15 protein-coding genes and 1 tRNA gene are annotated in these 18,085 nt (G+C 71.4%); 11 read left to right on the top strand and 5 right to left on the bottom strand.

Going from position 1 to position 18,085, the window contains the following annotated elements; translation table 11 throughout:
* Nucleotides 1-45: 45 nt before the first annotated feature.
* The 6 genes from WME97_RS32800 (at nucleotide 46) to WME97_RS32775 (ending at nucleotide 4,673) form a co-directional block, all read left to right on the top strand.
* Complete coding sequence (locus WME97_RS32800) at nucleotides 46-960, top strand: LysR substrate-binding domain-containing protein (protein WP_437543310.1); 915 nt, start codon at nucleotides 46-48, stop codon at nucleotides 958-960.
* 249 nt (nucleotides 961-1,209) lie between these two features.
* A complete protein-coding gene (locus tag WME97_RS32795; RefSeq protein WP_437543308.1) occupies nucleotides 1,210-1,494 on the top strand; it encodes a hypothetical protein in 285 nt (94 codons plus the stop codon).
* A 178-nt stretch (nucleotides 1,495-1,672) separates the two neighbouring features.
* Nucleotides 1,673-2,389: a hypothetical protein gene (locus WME97_RS32790; protein WP_437543305.1), complete on the top strand. Its 717-nt coding sequence runs from the start codon at nucleotides 1,673-1,675 to the stop codon at nucleotides 2,387-2,389.
* Between the two features lie 515 nt (nucleotides 2,390-2,904).
* The gene (locus WME97_RS32785) at nucleotides 2,905-3,786 is read left to right on the top strand and encodes a hypothetical protein (protein WP_437543303.1); all 882 of its coding nucleotides are present in this window, start codon (nucleotides 2,905-2,907) and stop codon (nucleotides 3,784-3,786) included.
* A 171-nt stretch (nucleotides 3,787-3,957) separates the two neighbouring features.
* Nucleotides 3,958-4,040 (top strand) — tRNA-Leu (locus tag WME97_RS32780).
* A gap of 432 nt (nucleotides 4,041-4,472) precedes the next feature.
* On the top strand, nucleotides 4,473-4,673 hold the full coding sequence (locus WME97_RS32775) for a hypothetical protein (RefSeq protein ID WP_272095040.1): 201 nt from the start codon (nucleotides 4,473-4,475) through the stop codon (nucleotides 4,671-4,673).
* A 222-nt stretch (nucleotides 4,674-4,895) separates the two neighbouring features.
* Here WME97_RS32775 and WME97_RS32770 read toward each other — a convergent pair whose 3' ends face one another.
* Nucleotides 4,896-5,243 carry a hypothetical protein gene (locus WME97_RS32770; protein ID WP_231864341.1) on the bottom strand — a complete coding sequence of 116 codons (348 nt, stop codon included), beginning with the start codon at nucleotides 5,241-5,243 and terminating at the stop codon, nucleotides 4,896-4,898.
* 107 nt (nucleotides 5,244-5,350) lie between these two features.
* Entirely contained in the window at nucleotides 5,351-6,895 is a 1,545-nt protein-coding gene (gene hutH, locus WME97_RS32765) for a histidine ammonia-lyase (protein WP_437543300.1), read from the bottom strand.
* 237 nt (nucleotides 6,896-7,132) lie between these two features.
* Here hutH and WME97_RS32760 point away from each other — a divergent pair, with 237 nt between their 5' ends.
* Together WME97_RS32760 and WME97_RS32755 are read left to right on the top strand one after the other, a co-directional pair.
* Complete coding sequence (locus tag WME97_RS32760; protein ID WP_437543298.1) at nucleotides 7,133-8,932, top strand: hypothetical protein; 1,800 nt, start codon at nucleotides 7,133-7,135, stop codon at nucleotides 8,930-8,932.
* A 143-nt stretch (nucleotides 8,933-9,075) separates the two neighbouring features.
* On the top strand, nucleotides 9,076-10,065 hold the full coding sequence (locus tag WME97_RS32755; RefSeq protein WP_437543296.1) for a D-cysteine desulfhydrase family protein: 990 nt from the start codon (nucleotides 9,076-9,078) through the stop codon (nucleotides 10,063-10,065).
* A 14-nt stretch (nucleotides 10,066-10,079) separates the two neighbouring features.
* Here the strand turns inward: WME97_RS32755 and WME97_RS32750 are convergent, their stop codons facing one another.
* Nucleotides 10,080-10,856, bottom strand: coding sequence for an NTP transferase domain-containing protein (locus WME97_RS32750; protein WP_437543293.1), 777 nt, complete (start codon nucleotides 10,854-10,856; stop codon nucleotides 10,080-10,082).
* A gap of 180 nt (nucleotides 10,857-11,036) precedes the next feature.
* On the opposite strand from WME97_RS32750, the gene WME97_RS32745 reads away from it, so the two are divergent.
* Nucleotides 11,037-11,810, top strand: coding sequence for an acyl-CoA desaturase (locus WME97_RS32745; RefSeq protein ID WP_437543291.1), 774 nt, complete (start codon nucleotides 11,037-11,039; stop codon nucleotides 11,808-11,810).
* Nucleotides 11,811-11,886: 76 nt separating this feature from the next.
* Here the strand turns inward: WME97_RS32745 and WME97_RS32740 are convergent, their stop codons facing one another.
* Nucleotides 11,887-12,981, bottom strand: coding sequence for a hypothetical protein (locus WME97_RS32740; protein WP_437543288.1), 1,095 nt, complete (start codon nucleotides 12,979-12,981; stop codon nucleotides 11,887-11,889).
* Between the two features lie 128 nt (nucleotides 12,982-13,109).
* On the opposite strand from WME97_RS32740, the gene WME97_RS32735 reads away from it, so the two are divergent.
* Nucleotides 13,110-14,027: a TIGR01777 family oxidoreductase gene (locus WME97_RS32735; protein WP_437543286.1), complete on the top strand. Its 918-nt coding sequence runs from the start codon at nucleotides 13,110-13,112 to the stop codon at nucleotides 14,025-14,027.
* A 595-nt stretch (nucleotides 14,028-14,622) separates the two neighbouring features.
* Here the strand turns inward: WME97_RS32735 and WME97_RS32730 are convergent.
* Complete coding sequence (locus tag WME97_RS32730) at nucleotides 14,623-16,479, bottom strand: HEAT repeat domain-containing protein (protein WP_437543284.1); 1,857 nt, start codon at nucleotides 16,477-16,479, stop codon at nucleotides 14,623-14,625.
* A 370-nt stretch (nucleotides 16,480-16,849) separates the two neighbouring features.
* Between WME97_RS32730 and WME97_RS32725 the strand changes: the two genes are divergently transcribed.
* Nucleotides 16,850-18,085, top strand: a complete 1,236-nt coding sequence (locus WME97_RS32725; protein WP_437543281.1) for a glycosyl hydrolase family 18 protein — start codon at nucleotides 16,850-16,852, stop codon at nucleotides 18,083-18,085.

The raw sequence follows: 18,085 nt of genomic DNA, 5'->3' as shown, positions 1-18,085 counted from the left end.
AGGCGAACAACTTTCGTGCATGATACGCATCAATCGAGGTGCGACATGGACCGGCTCGCAGCGATCGAAGCGTTCGTCGAGGCCGCGGAGCTCGGGAGCTTCACGCTCGCCGCGCGCCGGCTGCGCGTCACGCCGTCCGCGGTCAGCCGCCGCATCACGCAGCTCGAGGGCGAGGTCGGCGTGCGGCTCTTCCACCGCACCACGCGCGCGGTGACGCTCTCCGACGAAGGGCGCGCGTTCTTCGAGCGCGCCCGCGCCGCGCTGCGCGAGCTCGACGACGCGCAGCGCGCCACCTCGGGTCTGCGCGATCGACCGGCCGGGCTCCTCCGCGTGGAGGCGCCGACGGTGATCGGTCGTCACGTGATCGTGCCGGTGCTCGCGCGCTTCGCCGAGCGCTACCCCGACGTCGACGTCGAGCTCGTGCTGCGCGACGACCCGGCCGATCTCGCGTCGGAGCGGATCGACGTCGCGGTCCGGCTGGGCATGCTGCCGGACTCGGGTCTGCTCGCGCGCCCGGTCGGCCGCTCTCGGATGCTCGTCTGCGGCGCGCCCGGCTACCTGCGCGAGCACGGCCGGCCTCGCACGGTCGACGACCTCGAGCGCCACGTGCGCCTCGGGTACGCGCTGCACGGCCGGCTCATCCCGTGGCGCCTCCGCGACGGCGTGAAGGTGCGCGAGGTCGCGCCCACGCGGCGCATCGTCGTCGACGACGGCGAGGCGCTGATCGAGCTGGCGATCGAGGGCGCCGGCCTCGCGTGGCTCTGCGACTTCATGCTGGCGCGCGCGGGCAAGGCGCGGAAGCTCGTCGAAGTGCTCCCGGACACCGCGTGCGATGCGGTCGCGATCTCGGTCGTATCGCTCCCGACCCGCCGCGTCCTGCCGAAGGTGCGCGCCTTCACCGATCACCTCCGCCGCGCCCTCGCGCCCGACGGCGCGGCGAAGCGGCGCTCTACGCGATGATCCGGCGATCTGGTGAGCGGTGAGCGCGGATCGGCGACCTGGGTCGTCTGGGTAGCAACGCACGCTGCATTCGGAGAGGAACGCTCCGCTTGCTACGGTAGGGGCATGCGCTCCTGGCTCCTCCTCGTTGCGTTGAGTGTTTCAGCGGCCTGTGGATCCTCGAATCTCAGCGGTGAAGCGACAAGCGGCGCTGGCGCAGCGGGCGGCTCCGACGGCGCGGGCGCGGCGGGCGGTTCCAGCGGCGCGGGCATGACGGCCAGCTCCAGCGGCGCTGGCGGGTCGGGCGGCGCGGGCGCGGCGGGTGGTTCCGGCAGCGCGGGCGGCGCGTGGTCCTGCACGACGCCGGCCGCGTGTCAGCCCCTCGTGTGCCCGACGGACAGCGAGGAGCTGCTCATGCTGGACGGCACGGCGTGTCCGGACCACGTCGGCCTCGAGTGCCCCAAGGCGCCCGGCTGCACCTCCGTGCGCTGCACGTGCGCGCTGAATCCGGAGACGGGAACCGCCCTGTGGCAATGCCTGACGTTCCCCTGCTGAAGGCGCCGCGATGCCCAGGCGCAGCTGGAGTCGCTGGCCGCGGCGGTGAGCGCCGCGAACTCGACGCCGCCGGCCGGCCGGTGGCGCTGAGCTCCGCGGTCCGGCGGAGCAGCACGGCGCCCCCCGCGTGCCCTGACCGGTGTGCTAGACACCTACTATGTGCATGTTTGCAGCCCCCGTGGAGAACGTTGGAGGCACGCACATCTTCGCCTCGATGTCGGGCGATTGGCAGGTCCTGGTCTACTCGGTTTCGGTCAGGACCAGGGTCAAGAACGCCATGGTCCTGCCCATTCCGCTGAAGCCGGGGACTGCGGACGCGATCGAGCTGATCGACCTCTCGGCATACCCTAGGTTCTTCACCCACCTCTACGAGATCTCCCAGGGCATGGTAAGGGGCGGCGTCACCCTGTCGCCACCGCGCGAGCTCGCCGTGGTACGGGTAGGCTCGTTCGAGGCCTCGATCGTGCCGGACATTCGCCACTTCACGAAGCTGAGCAGGCGCTTCGCGCTGGGCGCCTCACGGTTCATGCCGTGGCGGAGGCCGCCCGTCGTCGAGATGATGGGCGCATTTTATCCCGATCACGCCTTCGTGGTCTACCAGTTTGCCCCCGGCGAACACAGACTTCACCCCTTCGCGTTCCGCTTCAGGAGCCGTTATGACCGCCTTTTCTTTCCGACGCGCCACATGCACCAAGGCGATGTTCCGCAGGCGGCCGATTTTGATCATGAAGTTTATGCGCAGCGCGCGCAGCTCCACACCCGGGGCCCCGACACGCCGCAGGACAGGCCGGAACTGGAGCTGCCTTGGTTCATCGAGCGGAGTCAGCCAATCGACTACGGCCGGATCCAGGGCATGCGAATGAACGAGGACACCTTCGCAGATCTCTGGACCTGAGCTTGGACCTTGGCGCGTCAGGCGGAGGCTTGGTGAGGAGGATGCCCTACGTGCTTGACAGCGACGCTGACTCATGGGGCGACGACGAGCGGCTGGAGAAACAAGGCCGCGCGCCGCGCTTGAAACGGTGACGATCCGGACTCAGACGCGAGCCCTTCAGCCGGCGGCGAGATCATCGCGAGAGTCTGCGGATCGTAATGGTCATCCACAATCATCGCCTCAGTCCCCGCCGTCGCCAACGCTAACCCGGATGCCCCGCGCCTCTACACCCTCGCTATCCCATGGGCCACCGGATAGCTCCGCCTCCGCCAAACTGTCCGTGAGCCCGGCTTCCTGCTCCCAGGGATGCGTTTGGAAGCTGTGGTTCGTCGCGCGTGCGGCGTTCCTCGGCTGACTCAATGCGAGGCAGGACGCCTCCTTCCGGTTGCAGAGCGCGCAATGAATGACGCCGAGCACGGCCACGGTGTTCCGTGCGGTAGGCCTGCTGGCCCTCATGCCGGCGGGCCGCCCCAGGGGTGAGCGCGGCCGCAAATCGCGGTACAAGAGGGGCGCCATGCCCCGCAAGCCCGCGGGATCGCTCTTCCGCAACGACGCTGGGCGGGCTCTACGTCCGCGTCCTCGTCGGCGACAACGACCGGGAGAGCTTCCCGCTGGACCCCAAGCTGACGGAGGAGCAGGCCGAGCAGCGCAAGGAGCTGGTAGCCGACCTGGCCGTGCGGCTGCGCGCCTCGCCCAACGTCACACGCGACGCGATCGTCGCGCTGCTGGAGCGTGCTGCGGTACACGAGGGCAGGGCCCTCCGCGACGTCATCGCGGCGGTTGACGTCATCTGCAAGGGCGGCGCGCGAGCGAAGGTCGTCCCCGGCGGCGCTTCGGTGCCGAAGCAGGTCAGCATCCAGCAGTTCGGCCAGCTCTGGACCTCGGGCGAGCTCGCTCGCATGTACCCCGACCACGTCAAGCCAAAGCGCAGCGTGGAGCAAGACGTCTACCGCTTCGACCGCCACATCTACCCGATCGCCGGCCACGTCCCCGTCGCGGCCTTCACGCTTGACGACGCCGAGCGTGTCATGCGTGCGCTCCCGGCGATGTCCCCCGCGTCGCGCCGCCACATCGCGCAGCTTCTCCGCCGGCTCATGGCGATGGCCGTCTTCCCGTGCCGTCTCGTCGCGGCGAACCCGCTCCCCCGCGGCTTCCTCCCGAAGCTCGGCCCCGCGAAGGCGAAAGCCTGCCTCTACCCCGACGAGGACGCGCGCCTGCTGGCCAGCACTCGCGATCCCGCTGTGCTGGCCAGCAGGTGCGCGCCCACGACACGCGCTCAACCTTCATCACAGTCGCCCTGGCGAACGGCCGGAGCGAGACCTGGGTGGCCGACAGAACGGGCCATCGATCGAGCGTGATGATCCAGAGATACCGCCGAGCCGCCAGGACGTTTGCAGAGCTGGGCCTTGGCGAGCTAGCTTCCCTCGCCTAGGCGATCCCCGAGCTCGCCGGAAACGGCACAGGAAACGGCACAGACGAAGGCGAGCGTGGGTCCCCAAAAGTAAAAATCAAAGTAATATCAACCACTTGGCCCCGTGGCGAAATGGCAGACGCGGTGGATTTAAAATCCGCGGCCCTCGCGGGCGTCCCGGTTCGAGTCCGGGCGGGGCTACCTCGTACGTGCGGCGCACCGAGCTGGCGGGCGGTGACGCGATCTGGAGCCGCGGTACCCCCATCGACCAGGAGCCGCCAGCTCGATTGAGCTTCAACCCGCACCGGCACCTCGGCACCCGGAGCCTCACACCCTCCGAAGTTGCCCGAGGTTGCGCAGCGCGCTTCGTGGTGTGGGGAACCGGGCGGGAGCGTCGGGTCGACCTCGCGCCCAGCGGCGGCTCACTGCTGGCCGCCTCGAACGGGACCAGGTCGCGCAGGTCGCGCACCGCGCCTCGTGGCGCTGACGTGCCCGGGACGCCCCATGCCCGTCACGGTCTGATGGGAGCCTGCCATGGTCCGGCGGGAGCCCGATGGGAAACGGCGCGCGGCCACGCTCGTGTCCTCTGGGCTCGACAAGCCGAGTGGATTCGAGTAATGGGAGCGCCACTCCATGGATCTGGACATCGACTGTTTGCGTGAGGCGAAGGTAGAGAACGTAGAACGTCTCGCGCACGCTCTGGGCGTCAAGCTGCCCGAGCACAAGCGCCACGACAGGCGCGCCTACAACCGTGAGCTCATCCGCGTGGTAATGCAGGGCATCCGGCGCGACGCCGAGCGGTCGCGTGGCCGCAGGTTCTTCGGTCGCAGCTGACGATTCCAGCCCTACAGTAGGCCACCGAAGGACGCTGGCCGACACTGTCCCTCTCCCGCTCCTGGCAAGACGGCAGTTCTCCGCACCGATCGGAGAATCGCGCTTCGGGGGCTGATCCATCCAGGAAAGCCGCCCCAGCGGCCTCCCGTCCGACCGGTCTTCCCCGCCCCCAGCGGCCTCCCGCCCGCCCCAAGCGGCCTCCCGTGTCGGTCTCCCAGCCGCCTACCGCCCCTGCGGCTTGCTCCTCAGGGTCAGCCGGCTCCCCGTGACCCGGCTCCGGGCCGCCATCAGGAGCGGCGCCGCGGGTGTGAGCGGATCCACCAGGTCGTTCACCTGGAGCATCGCCCTGTCCGCCACCTTCCACGCCGCCGACAGCCCCGACGCCCCCTGCTGGGGCGACCCGGCCAGATCCAGCGCCCGGCTCAGCTCCTTGCCCACCTGCGCGATGCGAGCGAGCTCCTCCCGCGACGACCCCCCCTCCTTCGCCGCCGCGTAGATCGTCCGCACCACCCCGAGCAGATCCCGCACGGCATCGAAGGGAAACGGCGGGACGCTGACCGGAATCGGCACTGAGCCAATGTACAGCAACTCGCCCCGCAATGGACCGATCGCATTCCCTTATCTCGCGTAAGATTTCCTCTAAATCGTCTCAGATGTAACTTCAGTAACAGAAATAATCAGTTGAGCGGCCCCACCGCCTCCTCCACCGCGGCGAGGAGCGCTCCGCTCTGGATGAGCTCCGCGGCCGCCGCGATGTCGCGGTAGAGGGGGCGGTCCTCGGTGAGCCCGGGGACCACGCGGCGGATGGCGGCGTGGGCGGCGGCGACGCCCGCGCTGGGGCGGAGCGGGAGCCGCTGGTCGACGCCCTGGGCCGCCGTGATGAGCTCGATCGCCAGCGAGCTCCGGACGTTCTCGATCACCTGCGCGAGCTTTCGGGCGCTGATGCTGCCCATGCTCACGTGGTCCTCGCGGCCGGCGCTCGAGGGGATCGAGTCGACGCTCGCCGGGTGGCAGAGCACCTTGTTCTCGCTCACCAGCGAGGCGCTCGCCACCTGGGCGATCATGAACCCCGAGTGCAGCCCGCTGTGCGGCGCCAGGAACGGCGTGAGCCCGGTCGAGAGCGCGGGGTTGACCAGCTGCTCGACCCGCCGCTCGCTGATGTTCGCGAGCTCCGCCGCCGCCATCGCGGCGAGATCCAGGGCGAGCGCGACCGGCTGCCCGTGGAAGTTGCCGCCCGAGATCAGCTCGGCGACGCCATCCGCCCCGTCCCCGAGGAACACCGTCGGGTTGTCCGTGACGCTGTTGACCTCGCGGGTCAGCACCTCGGCGGCCCAGGCGACCGCGTCGCGCGTCGCGCCGTGGACCTGGGGCATGCAGCGGAGCGAGTAGGCGTCCTGCACCCTGGGGCAGTCCGCGTGGCTCTGCATGATCTCGCTGCCCCCGAGCAGCGCGCGCAGGTTGCCGGCCGTGCCGGCCTGACCCGGGTGCGGGCGGACGCGCATCAGCCGCTCGTCGAACGGGCGCTTCGAGCCCATCAGCGCCTCGAGGCTCACCGCGCCGGCGATGTCCGCGACCGTGCAGAGCGCGGCCGCGTCCCGCAGCGCCAGCGCGCCGAGCGCGGTCATGTACTGGGTCCCGTTGATCAGCGCGAGCCCCTCCTTCGCCGCGAGCTCGATCGGCGCGAGGCCCGCCTTCGCGAGCGCCACCGCGCTCGGCATGAGCTGCCCCTCGAAGCGCGCCTCGCCCTCGCCGATGAGCGTCAGCGCGAGGTGCGCGAGCGGCGCCAGATCGCCCGACGCGCCGACCGACCCCTGCGCCGGGATGCGCGGGCTCACGCGGCGCTCGAGCAGGGAGGCGAGCAGATCGAGCACCTCCGTGCGCACCCCCGAGTGCCCCAGCGCGATCACCTGCGCGCGCAGGACGATCATGGCGCGCACCTCGGCCTCGCCGAGCTCCGGCCCGACCCCGCAGGCGTGGCTCCGCACGAGGTTGCGCTGGAGCGCCCGGATGTCGTGATCCGCGATGCGCGTCTCCGCGAGCGCGCCGAAGCCGGTGTTGATCCCGTACACCGCCGGCGCGGCGTCGCCCGCCGCCGCGATCGCGTCGATCGCCCGGCGCGAGGCCGCCGCCCGCTCGCGCGCCTCGGCGCAGATCGCCACCGGACGACCGCGCCGCGCGACCTCCTCGAGATCCGCGAGCGAGAGCGGGCGGCCGAGGAGCAACGGACGTGACGGGCGCGACGGATCTGACGGAGGCGGCGGAGGCGGCGAAGATGGAGAACCCGCGGCGGCGCTCGGCGTGGAAAGGGTCACGAAGGCGCACGCTAGAGCGGCGGATGCCCCGCGAAAAGCCAGCTGCGCGCCGTTGACGGAAGAATCCAGTGCCCCGCGGGGATCGATCCGCCTATCCTTCGGGCGCGCGTTCCCGGCCGGGCGCTGGTGAGCGGCTGCTTGCTTCCGATGCGCTTCACCTTTGTCCCCCTCGCCCCCCTTGCGTTTGCTGTCGCGCTCGCCTCGCCGAGCGGCGCTCAGCCCGTCGAAGGAGCGAGCTCCGGGCAAGGCTCGCCGAGCGCCGTTCAGCCCGTCGAAGGAGCGAGCTCCGGGCAAGGCTCTCCGCCAGCCCCGCCGGCCGCGCCGGCCGCGCCGGCCGCTCCGGCCGCACCGGCCATCGACGACTTCGAGGAGCGGCTCGTGCTCGACACCGGCCGCAAGCCGCCGCCCCCGCCGGATCCCACCCGGTCGACGTTCTCGCTGCAGGGCGAGTACCAGCTCCGCTACCGCGCCATGAGCGATCTGCCGCTCCGGGCGCCGCCCCTGTCGGCTCCGGGCGCGGCGACGCTCGGGCAGAGCCAGTACATCGCCCACTGGCTGCGCCTCTCGCCGCGCTTCCACTTCAAGGACAAGGCCTCGATCGTGGCGCAGATCGACGTCGTCCGGGGGCTCATCGCCGGGGACACCACGCGTGACGTCGAGCAGGTGCGCGACGCGCGCGCCGCCCTCGCGTGGTACGAGGTGCACCCGCGCACCCTCTACCTGGAGCTGCCGTGGGCGCTCGGCGTCGTCCGGGTGGGCCAGCAGAGCGCGCACTGGGGAATGGGGCTCGTCGTCAACGACGGCGAGCACGCGAGCGTCTTCGGCGACTACGAGCGCGGATCGCTCATGGAACGCGTCCTCTTCGCGGCCACGCCGATGGGGAAGGGCGGGCCGCTCCACGTGACCGTCGCGGCCGACCTCGTGTTCGAGGACAACGCGGCCGACCTGCTCGGAAACGACGTCGAGGGGCAGGACGAAGGCGAGGGCGATCGCGCCGTCCAGGCGGTCGTGTCCGCGCTCTGGCGAGAGCGGCGCGGCGAGATCGGGATCTACGGCGCCATGCGGCGGCAGGCGCGCGAGCGCCGCGCGAAGACGAGCGCGGCCCGGTTCAACGAGGTGCTCACGGCCGGCATCCTCGACGTGGCAGGCAAATTCAACGCGCCGGTGCCGGGGGGCGGCGCCCACATCTACGGCGAGCTCGAGGCCGCGGTGATCCTCGGGTCGGCGTCGTTCGCCCCGAGCGGGCCCCCGCCGCCTTCCGGCCGCGGGTTCGGGCGCTCGCCCGTGGTGGTGCGCTCGGTCGGCGGCGCGGCGACGCTCGGCGCGGTGCACGTCGCGGGCCGCGGGGGGCGGCCGGCCGGGCGGTGGGGGCGCGTCGTCACGGAGATCGAGGCCGGCTACGCCTCGGGCGACGACGACCCGACGGACGGCGTGTCGCGGCGCTTCACCTTCGACCCGAGCCACAACGTCGGGCTCCTCCTGTTCGACGAGGTGCTCGCCTGGAAGACCGCGCGCGCCGCCACGATCGCCGAGCGGGAGCTCTTCGCCGCGTCCCCCGAGCCGGGCATCAGGTCGCTGCCGTCCAAGGGCGGCGTGCCCGGCGCCGCCTACGTGAACCCGCGCATCCTCGTGCGGCCGGCGCGCTGGCTCGACCTCAAGGCGGGCGCGGTCATCGCCGAGGCGACCTCGGATCTGGTCGATCCTTACGGCGCCCCGCGGGCGGGCGGCAGCCTGGCCAACTACGACGGCGGCGACAGCCGCCGCCGCGATCTCGGCGTCGAGCTGGACCTCGGCGTCGACGCGCGCATCGCGATGGGCAGGCTCGTCACCCTCCAGTTCGGCACCGAGGCCGGGGTCCTGTTCCCGGGCGGCGCCTTCGACGACGCCGCGGGCGCCGAGCTCCCCGATCAGTACCTGCTCACGCTCAAGCTGGGCGTGATCCACTGAGCTGGCCAGGGCGCGCCGGGCCCTCGGCCGAGCTCGCGCGGGACACAGCAGACGAGGGCCGCCCAGGGTGCTAGAGGGCGGTTGCGAGGGCGGCCCGCCCGCGCGCAGCAGCGGGCGCCCCTGGCAGACAGAGGGGAGAAACGATGCGCAAACGACTCGCGCTGAGCCACCTTCCGACACCGATCCAGCGCCCGCAGCGGCTCGCCGAGGCGCTCGGCGTCGACCTCTACGTGAAGCGCGACGACATGACGGCGGGCGCGGAGGCCGGCAACAAGATCCGCAAGCTCGAGTACCTGCTCGCCGCCGCCCGGGAGGAGGGCGCAGGCTGCGTGATCACCTGCGGCGGCCTCCAGTCGAACCACGCGCGCGCGACCGCGCTGGTGAGCGCCTCGCTCGGCCTGCGCTCGGTGCTGTTCCTGCGCACGAGCGATCCGACGGCGGCCGCGCCGCTCGAGGGCAACGTGCTGCTCGACCGGCTCGCCGGCGCGGAGATCCGGCTGATCTCGCCCGAGGCGTACAGGGACCGCGGCGCCCTCATGGCCGAGGCGGCCGCCGAGATCCGCGCGGCGGGCGGACGGCCGTACGTGATCCCCGAGGGCGGCTCGAACGGCCTCGGCGCGCTCGGCTACGTGCGCGCGATGGAGGAGATCCGGAAGCAGCTCGATCTCGGCCTCGCGGGAGGCAAGCCGTTCGACGTCATCGTGCACGCGTGCGGCTCCGGCGGGACGGCGGCGGGCACGGCGCTCGGCGCGGCCCGCTACGAGGTCGCCGGCGAGGTGCGCTCGATGGCGGTCTGCGAGGACAGGGCGACGTTCGCGCGGATCGTGGTCGGGATCATGGACGACGCGCGCGCGCTCGATCCGCGCCTCGGCTCGCCCGCCCACCTCGTGATCGACGACTCGGCGAAGGGCCCTGCCTACGGGGTGTCCACGCCGGAGCAGCGAGCGCGGATCCTCCAGGTGGCGCGGCTGTCGGGCCTCGTCCTCGACCCCGTGTACACGGGCAAGGCGTTCTCCGGGCTCTGGGACCTGGCCGAGCGAGGCGAGCTCTCGGGCAAGCGGGTGCTGTTCCTGCACACCGGCGGTCTCCCTGGCCTCCTCGCCCAGGGCGCTACCTTCGCCGACGCCCTCTAGAACAGATCAGAGCCTCAGGGCGCGCCGCGCCACCACGCGTCGGCCATCGACGCGTCTTCCAGGGTGTCGATCTCCATGTAGCCGCCGTGGGTGTCGAGCTTGTGGAGGTCGGCGCCGGACTCGATCATGTGCTGGAGCAGATCGATGAGGTAGGCCCGCTGGAACGTGCGGCCCTCGCGGAACTCCGGCCGCTCCGAGAAGGCGTCGCGCGCGGCGTCGAAGGCGGCCAGGAACTGCCCGGCGCCCCGCGCCGAGAGCTTCATCACCCCGATGAACTCGCCGGTCGCGGACTCCGAAGGGATGCGGCGCGAGATCTGGAGGACGCGATCCCCCCCGGCGCCGCCGGCGCGGAGCTTCTCGGCGTCGGTCTCGGGGTGCTGCGAGCGGCCCACGTAGCGGCGCCGCCAGTCCGTGTCGCAGGCGAGCGCGATGTCGTGCGGAGAGCGGACCAGCCCCGCCACGATCTCGGGCCGGTAGACGATGTCGGCGTACGTCGAGACGAAGCCGCCCTCGAGGTGCTCGCGCGCGCAGAGGAGCGAGAGAAGGATGTTGTTCTGCTCCCAGTCGCGGTTCTCGACGTACGTCAGATCCGGGTAGGCGGCCCGGATGACGTCGGCCTTGTAGCCGCAGACGAACACGATGTCCGACCGCCGGAAGCCGCCCGCAGCGAGCGCCTCGAGGATGCCGTCGAGCATCGGGCGCCCGAGGATCGGGACCAGCGTCTTCGGCAGCTCTTCCGTCAGATGACGCAGCCGGCTGCCCCGGCCCGCACCGATGATCACGGCCTTCACGACACCGCTGTTACCATGAACGGACTCGATCAATCACGGACAATCACGGGAATTCCCGCGAAATCCCGCGGAATCTCGCGAAGATAGAGGTGACCCGAGGCCGCGCGGATCCGGCGCCCGTTACGGAATCGTGACCGTGAGCTGACCCCCTGCCGCGCGTCACCGGGTTAGGACGCGAACATGGAGATCGCGATCGTTCTCATCGCCCACTCTACGCTCTCGGTCTTTTTCCAGACCTTCTTCCTGCACCGGTACGCCTCGCATCGGATGTTCACGATGTCGAAGCCATGGGAGCGGATTTTCCACTTCCTCACGTACCTCACGCAGGGTTCGTCGTACCTCGTGCCCTGGGTTTACGCGATCTTGCACCGCATGCACCACGCGTACAGCGACACGCCGAAGGATCCGCACTCGCCGCGGTACTACTCGAATGTCGTCCGGATGATGCTGGACACCGCGCACCGCTACGACGCGATCTACGACGGCACGGCCGATGTGGAGCCGCGCTTCCTCGGCGGCTACCCCGAGTGGCCCGCGCTCGACCGCATCGGCAACGCGTGGATCGGCCGGCTCGCGTGGGGCACCGGCTACGTGCTCTTCTACGTGGCCTTCGCCTCGCACTGGTGGCAGTTCCTGTTCCTCCCGCTCCACTGGACCATGGGCCCGCTGCACGGGGCGATCGTGAACTGGTGCGGCCACCGCTACGGCTACCGCAACTTCAACAGCGACGACGACTCCCGCAACACGCTGGTCCTCGACTTCGTGACGCTCGGCGAGCTCTTCCAGAACAACCACCACAAGTACGCGATGAGCCCGAACTTCGCGGTGCGGTGGTTCGAGATCGACCCGGCCTATCAGGTCATCCGCGTGCTTGCCTGGGTGGGGATCATCCGCCTGTCCGACAAGGTCCAAGTCGCCCGGCTCGAGCCCGAGGTCGCGCGGGCTGAAGGCTAGAGCGGTCCGCCGGCCGCGCGAGCAGCGCGGCCGGCCGTGAAGCGGCGCGCGGAGCCGAGGCCCCGCGCGCAACGGCTCACTCGAACAGCTGCCGGAACGCGCCGGGGACGTCCTTCGGACCGATCTGCTCCTTGCGCTTGTTGAACTCCGGCAGACACGCCTGGTAGGCCGCGTCCACCCGCAGATCGCTCCCGTCCCAGCTCGGACGCCAGATCTCCATCGTCTCGCCCGCGAGATCGATGACGTCCTTGAACTGCCCGCGCTCCTTCAAGATCTGCGTGCTGAGCCCGTACATCAGCAGCCCGCCGGGGATCGCCCCGAGCGCCGTCGTGGCCAGGGCCGGGTAGCAGATGCGCGCCGTCTTCGCCCCGAACCGCTCCCGGATCTCCGCCATCGTCTTGCGCTGGAGGATCTTCGCGCCGGCGAGCGGGCCCATCGCGTAGACCGGATCGTCGCTCGGGTAGTCGTAGTCGCAGAAGGAGACCACGCTCTCGCCCTTCGCGATGAGCCCCGCCGCGGCGAGCGGCTCGACCCACAGGAGCGACGACGTGCCCATGAACTTGTTGGTCCGCTCGATGTCCGCGTCGTTCGCGACGTCCACCTCGACGAGGCCGAGCTTGCGGATGTTCTCCGCGCGCGAGAAATCAGGGATCTGGAGCACCGGATCGAACGCGACGTCGAGGTCCTTCACCTTCGTCGGCCCGTGCTCCGCGTACCGCTTCATCGCGCCGGCCGCGATGCCGTTCACGAGGTGCACCGCCCGATACCGCTCCTTCAGCGCGGCGACGACCTCGTCGATCACCTGCGGCCTCGTGGCGTCGTTGTTCCAGAAGCGCGCGGTGAGCCCCTCGGCCGCCGCCGCGTCCGAGATCGCCTTCACGTGGTGCGGGCCGATCTGCATCTTCTCGCTGTCGAAGTGCACGGCGAAGACCGCGGCCCGCTCCCCGAAGAGCAGCTGCAGGGCGAGCGCCCGGGTCATGCCGTTCGAGCCGCCCAGGATCAGCACCGCCGTGTCCGGGGCGATGCGCGCGCCCGCCGGGCTGATTCGGGCGCGGTGCGCCGCGAGCTGCTCGGTCGCCACGCGCGCGCCGTGCTCGGCCAGCGAGCCCACGAGCGAGCGGCGATCGAGGCCGCCGAGAGGAAGCTTCTTGAAGGTCTCTAGGTCATCCATCACGTCCCGCGTCTTACCGTCTCCAGCGCTCGGCGTCACGACTGGACAGCTGCAGGCCGTCCGAGCGCTCCCAGAACGGCGCTCGAAGGGAAGCCCCGCCTCCGTCCGAGCCGTGATAGATAGATCGCGTGAAGACGGTTCTTGTCACTGGCGGCAGCGGGTTTATCGGGCGCGGTCTCGTGAAGGATCTGCTCGCGCGGGGTGATCGGGTGACGGTGCTGACGCGCGACGTGGCGCGGACGCAGGCGGCGCTGCCCGGGGCGCGCGTCGTGTCGTGGAGCTCGGACGCCCCGGGGCCGTGGTTCGAGGAGGTCGACGGCGTGGACGCGGTCATCCACCTCGCGGGCGAGACCATCGTCAAGCGGTGGACCGAGGAGGCGCGGCGCGAGATCCTGAGGAGCCGCGTCGACACGACCCGCCTCATGGGCGAGGCGATCGGCAAGGCCAAGCGCAAGCCGAGCGCGTTCCTCTGCGCGTCCGCCGTGGGCTACTACGGCCCGCAGCCGGGCGACAAGGTGCTCGACGAGGACGCGGCGCCCGGCGAGGGCTTCCTCGCCGACGTCGTCGTCCGCTGGGAAGAGGCGGCCCGCGCCGTCGAGGAGCAGCACGGCGTCCGCTCGGTGCAGCTGCGCATCGGCGTCGTGATCGGCGAGGGCGGCGGCGCGCTCGACAAGATGATCGCCCCCTTCCGGTTCTTCCTTGGCGGGCCCGTCGGCGACGGCAAGCAGGTCATCTCGTGGATCCACCGCGACGACGTCGTGGGGATGACCCTGCTCGCCCTGGACAACGACGCGGTGCGCGGCCCCTTCAACATGACCGCGCCGAACGCGCAGACCGGCGACGAGGTCGCGCAGGCGATCGGCGCGGTGCTCCACCGGCCGTCGTGGCTCCGCGTGCCCGAGGCCGTGGTGAAGCTGGGGATGGGCGACGCGGCCGAGATCGTCACCACCGGGCAGCGCGTCTATCCCAGGCGGGCGGAAGAGCTCGGATACAAGTTCCGCTACGCCCGCATCGTGCCCGCGCTCGAGTCGATCCTCCGCAGCTGAGCGCCCGCGGGTCGAGCTCTCGCCGCCCTGCGCCGGGGCGCGGCCGCGCTCCAGCCGCCGCGCCGCCGCCGGAGCGGCGCGCGCTGGAGGCGGGCAGCTGGGCGCCGCGGCACGGCGCCCAGCTGCTGCCCACACGAGACAAGAGCCGCCGGTGGCGCGCTGAGAAGTCGACCTGTGTCGAGCAGCGCACCATCGGGAGCCCGGACGGCGGTTTCCCAGCGCTCCCCCAAGCGCTCCGTCCGCTTCCATGCTTACGTCATCGCGCTCCGAGAATCTCTCGGGATGAGTTGGATTGGCGCGTGCAGGGTATCCCGACTGGATGTCGACGTGCACCCTCCAGAAGCGCTGCGAGAACCAAACTCGTTAGGGGAATCCCCTTGCCGCAGCGCACAATCGCGGGGTTACTCGTCGTCCTCGTCTGAGGCTCGTCCGAGGCGCGGTTTCTGGTGCGTGAGAGAGGGGAGGAGCCAGGCGCAGTCTGCGCTCGCTGCCCGGACAGCGGATCACCCCCGAGCTGCTCCGTTGTGGTTCGGTGTGGAGCCCCGCGCGGCCGGCGGGCGCGCGGTCGTGCCGGCGCGTGGTCGTGCAGGCGCGCTCAGGGGCTGAGGCCACGACTCTGGAGGATCTCTCGCACCACCGCCTGCGCGGAGCCTGTCAGCTCGGAGAGCGAGCCGCGGGCGAGCTCCACGAACTTCATGCCGCGCACGCGCTTGAGCGCCTCGACGGCCACGGCGCGCTCCTCGGCGCCCTCGTGCTGGAGGATGCCGAGGAGCATCTCGCCGGCCTCGAGGGTGTCGATCTTCGCGATCGCCCGCACGGCGCTGGCGCGCACGGCGGCGGCCTGCGACTCGCGGTAGATGCGGGCGAGCGGATCGAAGGCGTGGGCGAAGCGGAGCTCTTCCAGCGCGCGGGCTGCCTCGTGGACCACGGTGGGGTCGGGATCCACGAGCGCGTCGCGGATGGTGATGAACGTGCGCTTGTAGAGGAAGTGGGAGAGCGCGCGGACGACGGCCACCCGGATCTTCGGCTCGGCGCGGCGGAACAGGCGCTCGAGCGGCGAGAGGATCGTGTAGAGCTCGACCGTCGCGAGCTGCTCCGCGAGGCTGATGAGCTGCTGCGCGGGGGTGGCCTCGGGCGTCGCGCCCTCGACGGCGAGCGCGGTGAGCCGGGCGAGCATGGCGCGGCGGCGGGTGACCTCGGACCACTGCGCCGGGTCGAGCACGATGTCGCCGCACGCCTGGGCGGCGCTGCCGGCTTGCTCCCACTCGACGAGGTCGATGTGCCAGACGTCGGGGAAGCCGAGCTCGTGGCGGAGGTGCGCGGGAAGCGGCGCGGCGTCGATCGGCAGGTCCTGCGCGTTCACGTAGCGGCGGCCGGCGCGGGCGTAGTGCTTCTTCCGGGTCTCCTCGAGCGGCAGCTGCGTGAGGGCGCGGTAGACGCTGCCCACCTTGCTGTACTGCCCCGCCTCGCCGAGCGCGATCACGGCGGCGAGCAGCGCGTTCTCGGCGATCTCGGGCGGGGCGGCGCGCTTCTGCGAGACGGCGGACACCTCTTGCCAGAGGCGGGCCTGCGCGAGCACGGCGAAGTTGGCGACGGCGACGAGCCCCTCTTTCCGGGCGTACGCGGCCATCTCGCGGGCGAGCGTGGCGGCGGCGGAGATCTCGCCCTGCTTCTCGGCCGCGGCGACGGCCTCCTCGTAGGACTGGAGCGCGTAGTAGCGCAGGTGGTCCTCGCGCAGGATGCGGATGACGTTCACGTAGCCCTCGAGGACGTGCTCGAAGGCGCGGCTCTCGCGCCCGACGGCGATGAGGACCTGGTAGCAGTCGAAGGCGCGCTCGCGCTGGCCGATGGTCTCGTACCTGTCGGCGGCCTCCTCGAGCAGGTGGACGGACGCGAAGACGGCCTCGCGCGCCGCCGCGGCGTCGCCCGTGCGGAGCGAGGTGCGGGCGAGGTTGAAGCGGGCGAGGCCGGCGGCGTAGAGGTCGCTGCCCGACGAGGAGAGCAGCTGGGCGAGGCGCGACCAGAGGGCGCGGGCGCGGGCGAAGTCCTGGCCGCGCTCGCGGGCGATGGCGGCCTGCGCGACGAGGCCGGCGGCCTCGTACTCGTCGGCGGCGCGGCCGTAGAGCCGCTTCTGCCGCTCGGGGTCCTGCTCGCGCTCGGCCCAGGCGAGCACGGTGCGCGCGCGGTCGATGGGCGGGACCTTGGCGATGAGCGGGCGCTGGCTCTGCTCGTTGCCGCCGTACCAGGAGACGGTGAGCGCGCTCCGCGCGTCGCCGAGCCGGACCAGCACGTCGCGGAGCTCGTCCGTCATGGCGACGTACTCCTCCTCGCGGGCGATGGTGTGCTGGAGGGCGCTGAAGAGCGCGTCGCGCGCGCGCGTGAGATCGCTCCTGGCCAGCGCGGAGCGGGCCTCGTCGCGGAGCTCGTGCAGGGGGCGGACGCCTTGGGTCATGCCGGGAGCGAGCGTAGTACACCGGCCCTGGCCGAGGGAGCCGCGGGCGACGTCGCTGGCCCGGCCGCCGGCGCCGCGAGGCGCGTGGGCGTGGCGTGAGGGGCGAGGGCTCGAGGCATCCCCTCGAATTCTTCGGAAAATTCACAGGGAGACGGGGAGGCGGGGAGGGAAATTTTCAAAATACTCCCTGTCTCCCCGCCTCCCTGTTCAATTCTTCCGCTGAAAAGGGCTGCCAAATAAGGGGAAGCCTTAGGGGCGCGGGGATGGAGTAGCCGTCAAACGGCGCATCGCCGGCTCGGCGTGAGGCAGCCCGCGGAAGCGTGAGAACAGGGCTGTCGATGGGGTGGCGGGCTGCTAGAGCGCGGCCGATATGAAGCTGTTTCACCAGACTCTGATGCTCGCCTGCTCTGCCGCGTTCTCCATCTCTTGCGGTGGCGCGGGCGAGCGCGCGCCGTTGCTCGACGAGGTGGGGAGCGCCGAGCTCTCCGCGTCGGCCGCGCCCGGGGCGCAGCGCGCGAGCCAGGCGACGCGCGCGCCGGGCGATCACCGCTTCTGCGGGTGGCTGCATGAGTTCCTTGGAGATCCCGAGTCGACGGAGCTCGGATACGACACCTTCGCGGCCCACGCCGGGGCGTTCGACGCCGTGCACCCGAAGTGGTGGCGCGTCGCCTCGCCGACCCGCTTCGAGAACCACCCGCGCGGCCGGGAGGCGCCGTTCGCAGGCCTTCACGACCGGCGCGTCCTCGACAGCACGACGCCCGGCGGCGCGCGGACCCGGCTCATCCCCCTCATCGCGGCCATCGACCGGCCCGACGTCGTCGCGGTGCACGCCATGCTCCACGATCCAGCGCTCCGGGCGAGGCACGTGGAGGGCATCGTCGGGCTCGTGATGGAGAACGGTTATGACGGGATCGACATCGATTACGAGCACCTCTCGTCCGTCCTCGGGCCGGGCGAGACCGTCCGGGCGGAGCGGGCCGCGTTCTCGGCGTTCGTCGACGAGCTGTCGCGTGCCCTCCACGCGCACGGAAAGGAGCTCTCGCTCGCGGTCCCGGCGGTCGTGTCCGCGAAGGGCGTATTCGACTACGAGGCGCTGAGCGCCTCGGCGGATCACGTGCACGTGATGGGGTACGACTACCACTGGCACGACGGACCGCACGTGGGCCCTGTCGCGCCGCTCGGGTGGCTCCAGGAGACCGTCTCGTACATCGGGGCGCTCGACGGCGGCGCGCGCCGGGAGAAGTTCCTCCTCGGGCTGCCGAACTACGGACTCCTCGGGCCGGAGGCGCCGGGAAGCGGGGGCGCCGTGGTGGGGTGCGAGCCGCTCAGCAAGTGCCTGGAGCTCGTGGGCGACGGCTACGAGACGAGCACCGAGCACATGAGCCGGTGCCCGGACGACGAGGGCGGGCGGCTCGCGGCGGGGAGATCGCCGAACCGGCTTCTCTCGAGCGGGGAGCGCGTCTTCTTCGAGGACCTCGCGTCGCTCGAGGAGAAGGTCGTCGTCGCCGGGCGGGGTGGGCTCGGCGGGGTGACGTACTGGAGCATCGGCGGCGAGCCGGGCGGGGCGGCGTTTTTCTCGATGATCGAGCGCCACTTCCCGAGGTGA

This window comes from Sorangium sp. So ce367 (assembly GCF_051520455.1).
Taxonomy (GTDB): domain Bacteria; phylum Myxococcota_A; class Polyangia; order Polyangiales; family Polyangiaceae; genus Sorangium; species Sorangium cellulosum_B.
The sequence above is the reverse complement of the archived record's forward strand: the minus strand, read 5'-3'. Positions and strand labels throughout refer to the sequence as shown.